Source organism: Paraburkholderia sp. SSBN10T (assembly GCF_056619545.1).
In genome coordinates this window covers 208,915-223,244 of sequence record NZ_JBWQQI010000003.1, presented here as the reverse complement: position 1 = coordinate 223,244, position 14,330 = coordinate 208,915, and the positions used below count along the sequence as shown (strand labels likewise).

Annotated in this window: 11 protein-coding genes; 4 read left to right on the top strand and 7 right to left on the bottom strand. The window is 65.0% G+C overall.

Features of this window, described 5'->3' with window-relative positions:
• Positions 1–5: 5 nt before the first annotated feature.
• From AC1ECK_RS05885 to AC1ECK_RS05875, 3 genes are all read right to left on the bottom strand, one after another.
• Positions 6–1,337 (bottom strand): type II toxin-antitoxin system HipA family toxin, encoded by a 1,332-nt coding sequence (locus AC1ECK_RS05885; RefSeq protein WP_480316853.1) that lies wholly within the window; start codon positions 1,335–1,337, stop codon positions 6–8.
• A gap of 2 nt (positions 1,338–1,339) precedes the next feature.
• Positions 1,340–1,795 carry a helix-turn-helix transcriptional regulator gene (locus AC1ECK_RS05880; protein WP_480316851.1) on the bottom strand — a complete coding sequence of 152 codons (456 nt, stop codon included), beginning with the start codon at positions 1,793–1,795 and terminating at the stop codon, positions 1,340–1,342.
• Between the two features lie 341 nt (positions 1,796–2,136).
• Positions 2,137–3,429, bottom strand: coding sequence for an aspartate carbamoyltransferase (locus AC1ECK_RS05875; protein WP_480316849.1), 1,293 nt, complete (start codon positions 3,427–3,429; stop codon positions 2,137–2,139).
• Positions 3,430–3,765: 336 nt separating this feature from the next.
• Here AC1ECK_RS05875 and dapA point away from each other — a divergent pair, with 336 nt between their 5' ends.
• Positions 3,766–4,623 carry a 4-hydroxy-tetrahydrodipicolinate synthase gene (gene dapA / locus AC1ECK_RS05870; protein WP_480316847.1) on the top strand — a complete coding sequence of 286 codons (858 nt, stop codon included), beginning with the start codon at positions 3,766–3,768 and terminating at the stop codon, positions 4,621–4,623.
• A 41-nt stretch (positions 4,624–4,664) separates the two neighbouring features.
• Here the strand turns inward: dapA and AC1ECK_RS05865 are convergent, their stop codons facing one another.
• From AC1ECK_RS05865 to AC1ECK_RS05855, 3 genes are all read right to left on the bottom strand, one after another.
• Positions 4,665–5,465, bottom strand: coding sequence for a hypothetical protein (locus AC1ECK_RS05865; RefSeq protein ID WP_480316845.1), 801 nt, complete (start codon positions 5,463–5,465; stop codon positions 4,665–4,667).
• A gap of 108 nt (positions 5,466–5,573) precedes the next feature.
• Positions 5,574–7,643 carry a putative bifunctional diguanylate cyclase/phosphodiesterase gene (locus AC1ECK_RS05860; RefSeq protein ID WP_480316843.1) on the bottom strand — a complete coding sequence of 690 codons (2,070 nt, stop codon included), beginning with the start codon at positions 7,641–7,643 and terminating at the stop codon, positions 5,574–5,576.
• A 93-nt stretch (positions 7,644–7,736) separates the two neighbouring features.
• On the bottom strand, positions 7,737–8,177 hold the full coding sequence (locus tag AC1ECK_RS05855) for a rhodanese-like domain-containing protein (RefSeq protein WP_480316841.1): 441 nt from the start codon (positions 8,175–8,177) through the stop codon (positions 7,737–7,739).
• Positions 8,178–8,274: 97 nt separating this feature from the next.
• Here AC1ECK_RS05855 and ftrA point away from each other — a divergent pair, with 97 nt between their 5' ends.
• Both ftrA and AC1ECK_RS05845 read left to right on the top strand, forming a co-directional pair.
• Positions 8,275–9,243 (top strand): transcriptional regulator FtrA, encoded by a 969-nt coding sequence (gene ftrA, locus AC1ECK_RS05850; RefSeq protein ID WP_480316839.1) that lies wholly within the window; start codon positions 8,275–8,277, stop codon positions 9,241–9,243.
• Positions 9,244–9,393: 150 nt separating this feature from the next.
• Complete coding sequence (locus AC1ECK_RS05845; protein ID WP_480316837.1) at positions 9,394–10,305, top strand: hypothetical protein; 912 nt, start codon at positions 9,394–9,396, stop codon at positions 10,303–10,305.
• A gap of 131 nt (positions 10,306–10,436) precedes the next feature.
• Here AC1ECK_RS05845 and AC1ECK_RS05840 read toward each other — a convergent pair whose 3' ends face one another.
• Positions 10,437–12,563 (bottom strand): DUF6600 domain-containing protein, encoded by a 2,127-nt coding sequence (locus tag AC1ECK_RS05840; protein ID WP_480316835.1) that lies wholly within the window; start codon positions 12,561–12,563, stop codon positions 10,437–10,439.
• 473 nt (positions 12,564–13,036) lie between these two features.
• Here AC1ECK_RS05840 and AC1ECK_RS05835 point away from each other — a divergent pair, with 473 nt between their 5' ends.
• Positions 13,037–14,299: a DUF2252 domain-containing protein gene (locus tag AC1ECK_RS05835; protein ID WP_480316832.1), complete on the top strand. Its 1,263-nt coding sequence runs from the start codon at positions 13,037–13,039 to the stop codon at positions 14,297–14,299.
• Positions 14,300–14,330: the final 31 nt, after the last annotated feature.

Here is a 14,330-nt window from a genome sequence, read left to right as displayed (position 1 = left end):
GGGGCTTATTGAGCGGTGAGCTTCGTGCTTTGTCGCAGCATGCCTGCAAAAATCGCGTCGGATACGTCCTTCGGGAAGCCGGCCGGCAACAGCGCCCCTACCTTCGCTACGACTTCTTCTGTCATGTCTGCCAGGGCCGTGATCATCTCTTCGACATCGGCCGGGGCCAACGTCACGCGTTGGCCCTGTGCAATCCAGTGACTGGGCCGGATTTCATTGATCAGGTAGTGGGCGTTCTTGCCCCGTACCGCCATGGCGAGCCTGGCACGGCGCGCAGGGAGCCGGTTCGGGCCATTCCCGATGATCGGATGCGCGGAAAGCACGTCATAGAGCGGCGTGGCCTCATAGCGGTTCGACCTCAGGTGAGCGATGCTGAAATTCTTCGCGTGACCGTCCGTTGCGGCGAGCATCCAGAAAACCATCTGTGTCATGAAGAAATTGCGCTGGTCGAGCGCAGCCTGCTCGGAACCGGCGAGGACTTCCATCACCTTCTGGATGCCTGGGCCACCCTCCGATTCATATTTCGCCGCCGCGGGCGTACCGGTCGCCTGACACATATCTTCCTGGGGAAGCCGCAGGATCCAGGATGCGTCACTCGCGAACCTCCGATCGAACCGCTCGACAACGAGCACTTTCTGGTCCTCGAAGGTGGCGATTTCGCAATTGGCGACAGGTAAGCCGTACGCGGCCACGATCTTCGAGCATAGCCACTCGTTTTCTACGGAAGTGCGCATGTCGGCGCGCATGTTTCCGACCAGTCCAAGCGGTAGCTTCAGGATGTGAGTGGTCGGTGTGCTGCCTTCGGGCAGGAGCCACTGGTTGTCATGCCACAGAAGCGCGGTCTTTTCCTGCGCGCCGGCGATGGACAGGCGCAGGTCGTCGATGGGTTCGTGCTGGCCCAGCAAGGGCGCGGCGGTTGTTTCGCGCAGCAGAAGGGCGACTTCTGCCTCCTTGAGCGGGCGAGCGCGGATCTGCTCGAGATCGTCCGGTGTTTCGTCGGGCGGCAGCATCTGGATCGCGCCCACGCAGTCGCGGCCCAGCGTTGCCAGCAGTTCGAAAGGCGATGTGCCGCCGGTTTTGTAGCGCCCGGCAATGCGCTCTCGGATCGCCTTGCTGTCGGGCAACAGGTTATCGAAATAGTCCGACACGACCTTGCCCCGATAGGGCTGGTTGCCGGCCGTAAAAGGCAGCGAGAGCGACAGGGGGCGCCCTTGTTCGTCCGCGATCCAGTCTTCGAAGTAGGTGAGCTTTTCCCCGTCTCTGGTGGTCTCCCACGTTCCCACGGGCAGACCGTTCATCCAGAGCTTCAGGCTTTTGGTGTGTGCGCGGCGGGCCATCGTTACCAGTCTTCCCGCTTCCTGGTGGCCGCGCCTGTTGGCGCCTTTGGCTTGCCGGCGGCCGGTTTCGACGACCCTTGGCCGGGACCGGGCGCCGGTGTGGCGCCGGTCCCGGCAGCGCCCGTTGCCGGCAATGCGGGCGCGCTGATTGCGCGCTTTTTCACGGCGCTTTTCTTTGCTGCGACCGGTACTTTGATGGTTCGCGTGCGCCCGGGCGTGCGGCCTTTGACGAGCGCCGAGGGCGCCGCCTGAGTCAGAACGATACCGACCTTGAGCATCTGCAAAATATGGAATAGCCGATCCAGGCTGGCGGATTCGGGCTTCGCTTCGAGCTGGGCGTAGGTCTGCTGAGTGACCCCCAGACGGGCCGCCACCTGAGCCTGGGTGAAACCCGCCGCCTTGCGGAAGCCCATAAGGAGCGGACGCAGTTGGCGGGGAGTTTTGACGGGATAGTCCACGACGATCTCCGGTAGGCGCGAAAAACAGGATATAGGCTGTAAATGACAAAAACAGTATATAGCCTGTATTCGTCAAATACAATAAATTGACTGTAAATGGCGAATACAGGAAATAGCCTGTTCGACGAGTCATCCCGGGGGAAGCGGGCGAAGGTTTTTGCCGTGGGCGGTGTGGGGTGAGCAGAGGGTGTAAGGGAAGGGGCCAGTCGGCTTGCGTGGGCGGCGCGACTCAAGCAGCCCATTGCTGGCGGGCGAGTCGGCGCATCGAGCCGAGAGAGGGCGCGGTCCTTTCGAACCGCAGCCGCGGCCAACCCGGGGCCGGCCGCGACCGCTCCTCTCGCTCAATCGATGCCGTGAAACACCGCGTCATCCGGGCCGAGATACACCGGCGGACGCCAGGCCGCATCGCGCATCGAATGCTGGACGAGCTTCTCGACGCCGAGCAGCACGGCGAAAATCGCCATCCGCACCGGGATGCCGTTGTCGGTCTGGCGGAAGATGGCCAGACGCGAATCGTGGTTCAGATCGACGCTCAGGTCGTTCGCGCCCGGCCGGCTATCGCGCGGCAGCGGGTGCATGATCAGCGTATCGAGCCCGCACACGCTGTCCACCAGCGCCTGATTGATCTGGAAGTCGGGCGTATAGCCTTCGAACGACTCGTCCGCAAAGCGCTCTTTCTGGATGCGCGTGGCGTACACGACGTCGGCGCCGCGCAGGCCCGCCTTGAGGTCGTGGGTCTGCTCGACCACGTGCTCGTTGCGCGAAATCTGCTCGACGATATAGCCCGGCATTTCCAGCGACGGCGGCGAGATCAGCGTGAACTTGATGCCGCGATACAGCGCCAGCAGCTTGACCAGCGAATGCACGGTACGGCCGTACTTGAGGTCGCCGACCAGCGCGATATGTGAGCCGTCGACAATCTTGCCGAGGCGCGAGAACTCACGTTGGATCGTGTACAGGTCCAGCAGCGCCTGGCTCGGATGCTCGCCCGGGCCGTCGCCGCCGTTGATCACCGGCACGTTGGTCGCGCGCGCGAATTCGGCCACCGAGCCTTGCTCCGGATGGCGGATCACCAGCGCGTCCACATAGCCGCTCATCACGCGGCTCGTGTCGTAGATCGACTCGCCCTTGGCCATCGACGAGAAGGTGAAACCGGTGGTGTCGCACACCGAGCCGCCGAGCCGGCAGAAGGCCGCGCCGAAGCTCACGCGCGTGCGGGTGCTGGCCTCGAAGAACAGGTTGCCGAGCACCGCCCCTTCCAGCACGCGGGAAATTTTGCGGCGCCGGGCGATGGGCTGCATGATGTCGGCCACCCGGAACAGGGCTTCGACCGAATCGCGCGAGAACTGGTCCACCGACAGCAGTTGCGGCTTGCCTTCAAACAGCATCTGGCTGGCCAGCGATTGTGAGTCTACGCTTTGCGTATAGTTTTCTCCCGGCTCGCCGTGCACCACGATTTCCGACACGAAGCGTTCGACGATTTCCGGCATGGCCCGCGATTCCTGCGAGTCGTCGGGCAGCAGCCACGTGTCCAAAGCCCGGCGCGACACACCGATACGGCTTGCGAAGGTGTCGCGGGTCATGTTGAGGCGACGCATGGCGTCGCGGAGGAAGGCTTGCTGCGGGACGCTCATGCGGTCACCTTTGGGTCGGGTTAATGTACGCGTTGCGTATATTAGATCGGCGACAGAAGAAGTCAAGCAATTTTGCGACAGGTGTTACACTGCTCGCCATGCAAACCGGCCACCTGCTCCGCTCAACCGCAACCCGCCTCGCGCTCGCGAGTGTGGCGTCTGCCTGCGCGGCCGCTAGCGCCAAAGCCAAAAAACAGCTGCTCATCTGACCGGAGCCTGCTGTTCCGTCAGATGTCGACGGAACAGTCTTTCAGGGCCCGCGTTTTACCTCCCCGCTTTTGACCCCTTCCTCGCCATGCTGAACGGAATCGATACGGTCGCGTTCGAGGTTAAGTCATGTCTATCTTTTCGGGTATCTGGATTCCTGTCATCACGCCGTTCGCCGACGGCGCCGTCGATCACGCCGCGCTGCGCCGGCTCGTGCATGTCTATGCCGAAGCGGGCGTGGCGGGTCTGGTCGCGCTCGGCACCACCGGTGAGCCGGCGGCGCTCGAGGCCGCCGAGCAGGACGCGGTGCTGGCGACCATCCTCGCCGAGGCGGGCGCGCTGCCGGTGCTGGCGGGCGTGGCCGGCAATCACAGCGCGAGTCTGCGGACGCGCATCGCGCAGTTGAACGAACTGCCGGTGGCGGGAGTGCTGATTTCGGCGCCGTACTACATCCGGCCTTCGCAAGCTGGGCTGATCGAGCATTTCACCATGCTGGCCGATCTCAGCAGCAAGCCGGTCGTGCTGTACGACATCCCGTATCGCACCGGCGTGCGCCTCGAACTCGCGACGCTGCTGACGCTCGCTGCGCACCCGCGGATCCAGGCAATCAAGGACTGCGCCGGTTCGCTCGACACGACGCTCGCGCTGATTCTCGACGGCCGCCTGCAGGTGCTCGCCGGGGACGACATCAACCTGTTCAACACGCTGTGCATGGGCGGCAGCGGCGCGATTGCCGCGTCGGCGCATCTGCAGCCGGAGCGCTTTGTGGCGCTGTACCGTGCGCTCACGCAAGGGCGGCTCGAAGACGGGCGAGCGATTTTTCATTCGCTCGCGCCGTTGATCCGGGCGCTGTGCTCGGAGCCGAATCCCGGTCCCGTCAAGGCGGCGCTGGCGGGCCTTGGGTTGATCCGCGCCGAACTGCGGGCGCCGATGACGAGCGCGTCGGACGAACTGCACGAACGTCTGCGCCAACTGCTGGCAGCCTGAACGCGAGGCCGTGGAGCTGGGCCGCATTGCGTCCCATGCGCTCAGGTGAGATCCGGCAGGGACGCGCGCGGTAACGGCGCGCGCTGCTCCGGCAAGCCAGCCGGTTCAGGCGCGTTGCCGCTCAGCGCCGGATTGAGCGGCGCGAGCCGCTGCGCGGCTTCGCGGTCGAGATTGGCGAGCATCCCCTGTTCGGCGATCAGATGCTGCAGGGCCAGCACGATCAAACCGATGATCAACAGCAGGTCGCCGGCGAACACCACCGCATAGAGTGCCGAGGTGGTCTGTGGATTGCCCAGCAACAGTGACAGGTTGCCGCGATTCATCAGCACCAGCGTCAGCGGCACGACTGCGTTGAGGCTCGCAATCACGCTGGCGATCGCCACCAGCATGCGCGCCGGACCGAGGTCCGGGCGGCGTCTGCGGCATACCTCATAGAGCGTCAGCGCGCGGCACGGCAGGAAGAACAGCGTCAGCAGCGCTGCCCGGTACACGGGCGGCGCGTCGAGCCTGTGTGCCAGCGCGAACAGCACGCAGAACAGCGCACTGATCGCCAAGCCCTTGCGCAGCGAGACAGGGGCGCCGAACAGCACCCGCGTGCCGCTCCAGATCAGGATGCGCGATTGCAGGCCCAGCACCGCGGTGGCGATCAGCAGCAGCTTGGTCGGCCACACCGCATGCAGGCCGAAGCACGCGGCCGCTGCGCTCATCAGAAAGAACGCGGCGGACCAGAAGCGGAATGCCGCGACACGTTCGAAGATGCGCGAGAGTGCCGCGGAAACGATTGCGCTGCAGAGGAACGTCATCAGGCACAGCGTATTGAACGTTGCTACGTCGAATCTCATGAAATCTCCAGCGGGCAAAACCTGTCTGCTGCAACGCATCGGTAAGAAAGGGTTGCCGCCCGGCATTCGCGGCTCGATTGAATTGCTGATCCGCCTGTCGAGTATTGCCTAGACCATCGTCATCCGTTCCTTGAGCAAGGCGCCGAAGGTGTCGGCCGACAGCGGTTTGCCAAGTAGAAAGCCTTGCATCTCGTCGCACATCATCGCTTTGAGCTTGTCGAGCTGCGAGGCCGTTTCGACGCCTTCAGCCACCACGTCCATGTCGAGCGAATGTGCAAGCGCGATGATTGCCGAGACGATCGCCGTGCCCTCCGGACCGTGGTCGTCCAGACCGTTGATGAAGAACCGGTCGATCTTCAGTTGCTTGACGCGAAAGCGCTGCAGGTAGGCGAGGCTCGAGTACCCGGTGCCGAAATCGTCGATCGCGATTTCGAAGCCGCTCGCCTGAAAGTCGCGGATCATCTCGATCGTGCGCGGCGCGTCCTGCATGGCCACCGTTTCGGTGATCTCGAACATGATGCGATCGCACGCCACCTGTTCAGCTTTCACGATCTCGAGCACGTTCGCGACGAGGTTCGGCTGGGAGAGCTGGCGCGGCGACAGGTTGATCGCCACCTTCATCGAAGGCAGGCCGTCGGCCTCCCAGCGGCGAATCTGCCGGCAGGTTTCGCGTACCACCCAGTAGCCGATCTGCACGATTTGTCCGGAGCGTTCGGCGATCGGGATGAATTCGAGCGGCGTCAGTGCGCCGAGGATCGGATGGTTGAGGCGGATCAGCGCCTCTGCACCGACCAGTTGATTGCCGTCGCCGCGAAATTTGGGCTGGAACAGCAGCGTGAAATAGCCGGCGGCCAGCGACTCGTGCAGCGCATGCTGGATTTGCAACGTGCGCGTCGCCGCTTCGTTCATGCTCGCTTCGAAGAACCGGTAGGTGCTGCGGCCCGCGCGCTTGGCTTCGTACATCGCGGCATCGGCGTGCTTGAGCAGCGTGTCGACGGAGTCGCCGTCCTGCGGAAACAGCGCAATACCGATACTGGGCATCACCTGCAACGGCTCGTCGTCGTTCCACATGCCCTCGCGCATGCGCTCGAGCACACTTTCCGCGATCAGCTTCGCGTCCTGGCGCGACACCAGATTCTCGCAGAGCACCACGAATTCGTCGCCACCCAGCCGCGCCACGGTATCGGTGGCGCGAACGCAGGCCTGCAGGCGCTGGGCAAAGATGGCCAGCACCTGATCGCCGGCGGAGTGGCCGAGCGAGTCGTTGATGGTCTTGAAGCCGTCCAGGTCCATGAACAGGATCGCGAACACGTTGTGGCGGCGGCGCGCCAGTTCGATGGCGGTGTCGACGCGCCCGGTGAGCGTGGCGCGGTTCGGCAAGCCGGTCAGCGTGTCGAACGTGGCAAGGCGCATGATCTGGCCGTTCAGGCTGGAGACGGCGCTCGCGAGGAACGTCGTACGCGCGTCGAAGCGCGACAGCATCAGCGTGACGATCAGGATTGCAAACGTGAAGAGGATCACCGCCGCAGCCAGCCACGCGGTATTGCCGCCACCGGCGGCGCCGCAGATCGCGCCCGCCGGGAAGTGCGCCGCCGCCATGCCGGTATAGTGCATGCCGCTGATCGCCACTGCCATCACCAGCGCCGCGCCAAGGCGCGCACGTCTGACGTTGTACCCATCGTCGTCGCGCAGGCGGCGGGCGATCAGCAGGGCGGCCATCGAGGCAGCGATGGCAATCGCAATCGAGGCGGCGACCCAGGCCGGCTGGTAGTCGATACCGGGTTGCATGCGCAGCGCCGCCATGCCGGTGTAGTGCATGCCCGCAATGCCGAGCCCCATCAGCACGCTGCCGAGTGCGAGATGGACCAGCGTCAGCCATGCACGGGTGGTGGCGAGCAGGGCCAGATACGACACCAGCACCGCGATGGCGAGCGAGTAGCCGGTCAGCGCAAAGTCGTAGCCGAGCGGAATCGGCAGCGACAGCGCTAGCATGGCGATGAAGTGCATCGACCAGATGCCCACACCCAGGGCGGCTGCGCCACCTGCCAGCCACGCGTGCCGCGGGCGTGATTCTGCCAGCAGCGCGATGCGTCCGGTCAGGTCGAGGGCGGTGTAAGACGCGAGCGTCGCAACGACGAACGAGACCGCTACCAGCCAGAAGTTGTATGTGCCAAGCATGTTTAGTCCAGCCGTATAGGGGAGACGGCTCAACTGGTTATCGACCGCCGGCAGCAATTATTTAATGAAATTGCAGGGAAAAGCACCCTGGTTTTAGCGTGGTCCCGCATCGGCGTTGGCTGTGCTCAATCCGAAGCCTTCATCTAGCCAGCCGGTGATGCCGCCAATCATCAGCTTCACCGGCCGCCCGAGTTGCGCGAGACGCAGTGCGCCGCGGGTGGCGCCGTTGCAATGCGGCCCTGCGCAATAGGTGACGAATAGCGTGTTATCAGGGTAATCCACGAGCTTCGAGGCGACGATTTTTCCGTGCGGCAGGTTGACGGCGCCGGGGATATGTCCGCGCGAATACAACGCGGGGCTGCGCACGTCGAGCAGCACGAAACCGGGTTCACCCTGGGCGAGCGCGGCAAACACATCGGAGCAATCGGTTTCGAAACGCAGCGATGCTTCGAAATGCGCGAGGGCGGTGGCGCTGTCGGCGGCGGCGATGGTCGTGACGGCGTTGCTGGGTGTGAGTTCGTTGGCGTGCGGCATGACAGGGCTCCTGTGCGGGTTCGACGAGGCTTCATTGTTGCGGACAGCACGCGTTGGCAGAAGTGGCGTAATCGTCAATCTCCGGTAACATCGCGCCATGCAAGATCATCTCGTCGCTGCGCTGGTCTACGACCGGCTCTGTACCTTCGAATTCGGTTGCGTCACCGAACTGTTCGCGCTCGAGCGGCCCGAACTCGGACGCGACTGGTATCGCTTCGCGGTTTGCGCAGCCGAGCCGGGCCCGCTGCGCGCAGCGGGCGGCATTACCGTGACGGCGCCGCACTCGCTGCGGCTGCTCGATCGCGCTGCGACGATTGTCGTGCCGGGCTGGCGCGATGCCGACGAACTGCCGCCCGCACCGTTGCTGGCGAAAATTCGTGCAGCGTACCGGCGTGGCGCGCGGCTCTGCTCGATCTGCTCCGGGGTGTTCGTGCTTGCTGCAGCGGGCGTGCTCGACGGCAAAACCGTCACCACCCATTGGCGCTACGCCGACAAGCTGCAGCAGCGCTATCCGCAGCTACGTGTGCAAACGGATGCGCTGTATGTCGACGAGGGACAGGTGATGACCTCGGCGGGCTCGGCTGCCGGGCTCGACATGCTGCTGCATCTGGTGCGGCGCGATCACGGCAGTGCGATCGCCAACCGGGTGGCGCAGCGGTTGGTGGTGCCGCCGCATCGCGAGGGCGGTCAGGCGCAGTTCGTGCCGCGGCCGATGCCCGCCGACGAGGGCGGCCGGGTGGCCAGGCTGATGGACTGGGTGCGGGCCAATCCCGCGTTGCCGCATACCTTGCACTCGCTTGCCGAGCGTGCGGCGATGAGTGCGCGCACGCTGCAGCGCCAGTTTCACGACGCCACCGGAATGGCGCCGTACGAATGGCTGGTGCGTGAGCGTGTGGCGATTGCGCGAGAACTGCTTGAGGCGCAGCCGTCGATGCCGATGGCACGGGTCGCACAAGCGGCCGGGTTTGGGTCCGAGGAGTCGTTGCGGCGGCATTTCAGGCGGATTACGTTGACGAGCCCTGGGGCGTATCGAAAGAAGTTTGGGGCAGAGGTGGGCGGCGGCTGACGAGCGGTCGCTCCGGCGCGGGTTCGCGCATTCGTCGATTTTCTGTCAGCATCTCCGGTAGGGCACCGACCTGAGAAGGCGCACTCGCGTAACGGGCGCGCTCATGCGGGACATTCGTTATCGAATACGTGACTACCATCGCTTTCATCCATGCGTGCAAACCCTCTCCTCGTCGCTGCTATCGCTGTGCTGGCGCCGTCGCTCGCTACCGCCCAGGCGTTCGACAGCGGCTCGCGCGCCGAGTTGTACCGGCGCTATGTGCTGGCCGGCAGGGATGTGCAGTGCCGCACCAATGCCTCGTGCGCGGCGCTGGGTGTCGAAGCGCTCGACGCAGGCCGTATCAAGGATGCGCAAACGCTGGTCGATATGGAGTCGATGCTGGCGGACGCCGCCACCTTGCAGGCCGAAGAAGAGAACTCACCGAAGGCGATCAATTCGGGCCACGCACGCGTGGCAATGGCGCTGATCCATCAGGGTGACGTGCAGGCCGGCCTGGGCGCGTTTTCGAATGCGCGCGCCTACTACCGCACTGCCGCAAGCCGCGGCAAGGAAGCGCAGGACGACGCGATGCTGAGCCGTGTCGTCGAGGTCGCACAACAACGCCTTGCGAGCGTCGCCGACAAGCAGGTCGTGCAGGGCCTGCCTGAGTCCGGTGTGCACTTTGCGCGTTATCTGAAACTCGGTGCATGGAGCAGCGTGACGTTCACGCCCGTCAAGGGGCGTCGTGGCGTCTACCGCCTTGTCGCGGACTTTCTCTATCCGACGGTCAGCAGCAGCGGTGAGCCGGTGGCGAGCACCGGCACCCTGGTGGCTAACGTACGCTTCTTCGGCGGCATCGCGCGGGTAGCGGTCTCGGATGAACCAGCGGGCACGCCGCTCGAGGCCACCACGAAAATGACCAACGTCGCTGCCTTCGACGGGCATGCGGACAAATGCCTGCTGGAGTTCCGCCTGACCGAACCGGAGACGCTCGACGTCGCGACGCACGGCTCCGTGAACGCCTGTCGCTTCGGTCCAAAGGTGACGGCCGACGGCCGGTATTACCTAAAGACGGATTCTTGAACCGGCATCCTGATTCTTTCGCCGGGTGAACGTATGCAACATGCCACCTGGCGAAAGACGCGAGGCGGCACGTGCAACTTCAGGTGACTGCCCGCAGCAAGGCGGGCAGTCACGACGCGCCTCGCGCGGATTCACTTCGCGTGCTCTTCCTTATGCTCACCCTCCGGCTTGTGCTGTTGCGCCGGATGCTGTTGCGGGTGAGGGTGTTGCTGCGGATGCTGCGCCGGGTGCGGATTGGCATGCTGGGCCGGATGCGGGTTCGCGTGCGGCGCGGGAGCGGGCTGCTCTTCGTGCTGCTTCGGAGCGGCTTGTTCGGCACGCGGCGGCTCGGCATGCTGCGGCTCGGAATGCTGTGGTTCGGCGCCACCCGCTTCAGGCGCATGCTGCACTTCCGGCTGCGCGTGCTCGCCTTGCGCTGCATGCGGCGCCTGAGCATTGGCTTCTTCCGGCCGGACGTTGTGCTCTTCCGCTTGCGCATGCTCAGCTTCGCCTTGCGGATGCGGCACGCCATTCTCATGAACCTCGTTCGGATGCTGCGGCTCTTCGGCTTGCGGTCTCTGCTCCGCGCCGTTCGGTGCGTGCTCCTGCTGCTCGGCCGGATTCGGCGCGCGACCCGCTTGCGCTTCGTTGCCGTGTCCCGGCGCGCCCTGCGGACCGACCGGGTGAACTTCGGCACGGTTGACCACATGGAAGCCTGCCGGAGCGGCCACGGCGCCCGGCGTGCCCGGATGGTTCGCAGCGGCGAATGCGGCCGGCGCTGCGGTGCGCACCACCGGTGCGCCAACCCCTTCTACCTTGCCGCCGCTCGCGGCAAAGCGTTGCGCGAGCGTGTCGTGATAGGCCGGCGGCACGACCGGCACGCGGGTCGCCACCACCTGACGCTGCGCGAGCCTGGCCGGGGCCCCGACGTTGGCCGGCCGCAATGCGCCGGCAAAGCTCTGCTGAACCGGAGCGATGGCCGGTGCGCCGGCACCGATCTGCGCATGGGCGAGGGCCTGGGCGTTGAACGGACGAGCCGCACGCGCGACCGGCTCGCCGCGCACAAAGGCGTTCGCCGGCACCGCGGTGATCGCGCCCGGCGCATTCTGGTTGATGTACGTGTTGTGGATGTTGGTGACGTTGTTGATGATCGTCGTGTTGTGAACATTGGTGATGTTCACGTTGTTGATGCGGTTGTAATAGGTCGGGCTGTAGTGATACGCCGGATGCCACGGTTCTCCCGGTCCGAGCGCAAACCACGCTACGCCTGCACCGATTGCGCCGCCGATCGCCAGGTCGACGCCCCAATGCGCGCCGCCGCCCCCGCCGCCGACGAAGGCCACCAGAGCCGGCGCATACACCGGAGGCCGGGTCACGACAACCGGCCCCGGCACCCATGCCCAAGCACGGTCGACATACGCCCAACGGCCATAGTGGAAGGGAGCGAAGCCCCACGGCGCATCGTCCACCCACGTCCAGCCCCACGGCGCGATCCATGCCCAGTGGCCGGCGTGATACGGCGCCCAGCCTGCCGAGACGGCGACCGTCGGCACCCACACTTCGCCATAGGTCGGATCGTTGCGCCACGTGCCGTTGGCATCGAGGTCTTCATAACCGGGGATTTCACGCGACACATAGCGCGCGGAGATCGAGTTGTCTTCCGCACGGTCGCGGCCGGCCACCCACTGGTCGAACGCATCGAGTGACGGTGCCGAGCCACCTGCCTGCTGCTGCAGATTGACGCCGACAAACTGGATCTGCTGGCCCGCGCTCATCTGGAACGAGCCGCCGTCGCCGTACAACGTCGCATTGCCGGCGCGCAGCGTGACGGTCGTCGAACTGCCGTCGGCCGCCACGTCGACGCGGAACAGGCCCGGCGTGGTGGCCTCGAGCGCCACGTTCGGCGTGTCGATCTCGAAGTTCTGGCCGGCCGGCAACGCGCGTACATGAGCGGACAGCGTGCCTTGCGTGACCTTCAACTGGGTGGTGGTGTCGTTGAGATTGACGATGTCGAGCGCAGTCTGCTGGTCGAGTCGCAGCGCGGTCGAACCGGCGTGCAGTTCGGCGCGCGCGTTGGCGTCAGCCCACAACTGGTCGCCGGTCGTGAGCGGCCGGTTGAGGACGGCATAGGACCAGTCGGTCAGGCCAGCCGGCTCCAGCGTGACGGTGCCGGCAAAGTAGTCCAGACGGGCGACGCGGTCGGGCGGGTCGCCGCCGGACACTGCGGCGGCGGGAGCCGTGGGCGACGGCACCTGGGCCATGCCTGTGAGCGGAATCATGGCGAGAACGGCTGAGACAGAGACTGCGGTAGCGCGCAAGCGGTGGAAGGCTGTTGTCATTGTTGGCTGCTCCGAAGGTTTCATTTTGTCAGGCCCGAAGGCGGCCCTTATGCGTACGTCCAACTGGCTAACGTGGCGAACATGGCAGCGGATGACATTCGCGCTGTAACCGGGACGCGAGTTTGCAACGAAATGTGAGCGCTGCATAGAGGTTGCACGCGCAATGCCGGTGCGGCTTTGCGGGCAGCACAATTCATTCCTGTAAGGCCTGATCGCTTGCGCGGAGAATTTGTAAGGACGCGCAATCATCATGTAATGGGGCGTGAATGCCGTGTCGCGCATCAGCCTGTGAGTTGATGCGTGGTGGGTCGGGCTAGCTGCCGGCGAGGCGCGATCTGGTCATCTTGATGGTATGGTCGATGCCCTGGCCGCAACAGTCGGCGCTCAGTCAAAACGTCACAAGGGAATCCCACATGATCGATATCGCCAAGGAGATCGCCGCCTTCAACGCCGGCCGAGAGCCCGAGCGTCTCGCGATGAAATACCAGCTCATGCGCACCTCGCCGTTTGTGTTCCTGCGCGGCACCTGTCATCTGTTCTACCAGCGCCTGCCGCATGGCAGCGTGCTTGACGCGGCGCCGCCGGTATGGGTCTGCGGCGACATGCATCTGGAGAACTTCGGCAGCTACAAGGCCGACAACCGGCTGGTGTATTTCGACATCAACGATTTCGACGAGGCCTGTCTCGCGCCGAGCCTGTTCGAACTGATCCGCCTGTTGGCCAGCGTGCTGGTCGGTGCGGCCGATCTGCGCGTGAGCCGCGCCGAAGCGCTTGCGCTTTGCCACACCGCGGTCGATGCATACGCCGCCGCGCTGAGCTTCGGCAAGGCACGCTGGATCGAAGAGGAAACCTCCGAGGGAATGGTGCGCGATCTGTTCGATGCGCTGCGCAAGCGCTCGCGCGTCGATCTGCTGAACCGGCGCACGGAACTGAAGGGCAAGAAGCGGGTACTGCGTGTCGATGGCAAGAAGGCGCTGGCGGTGAGCGACGAAGCGCGCGCCGAGGTCACCGCGTTCATGAACGAGTTCGCGAGGCATCAGGCGAGCAATCCTGGCAATCCGAACCATTCGAATGGCGCAGAGAACGCGGATTTTTATCGCGTCATCGACGTCGCCCGCCGGGTGGCCGGCACGGGCAGCCTCGGCGTCGACCGTTATGTGATGCTCGTGGAAGGCAAGGGCTCGCCCGACGGCAACTTCCTGCTCGACCTGAAGGAAGCGTTGCCTTCATCCGTGGCGCCGCGCGTCAAGACGAAGCAGCCCGCATGGGGTAGCGAGTCCGAGCGTGTCGTGGCGATCCAGCGGCGCAGCCAGGCGGTCTCGCAGGCCTTTCTGCATGCGGTGGAGTTCAGGCAGCGGCCTTATGTGCTACGCAGCCTGCAACCCAGCGAGGACCGCGTGGCGTTGAGCGACTGGGACGGCAAGCTGCCGCGGCTCGAAGCCGTCGTCAACAATATGGCGGAACTGAGCGCCTGGGCGCAGTTGCGCAGCAGCGGCCGGCAAGGCTCGGCAATCGCGGACGAACTGATTGCGTTCGGTTGCCGCAAGGACTGGCAGATGCCGCTCGTCGAACTCGCGGTGCAATGCGAGGCGCAGGTGATCGAAGACTGGAAGGCGTATTGCGCGGCTTACGACAGCGGCGCATTTGGCGCGGTGCCCAACGCGGCGCCCAAGTGAGCTCGGGCGGCAGGGCGTAGCAGGCGGGGCG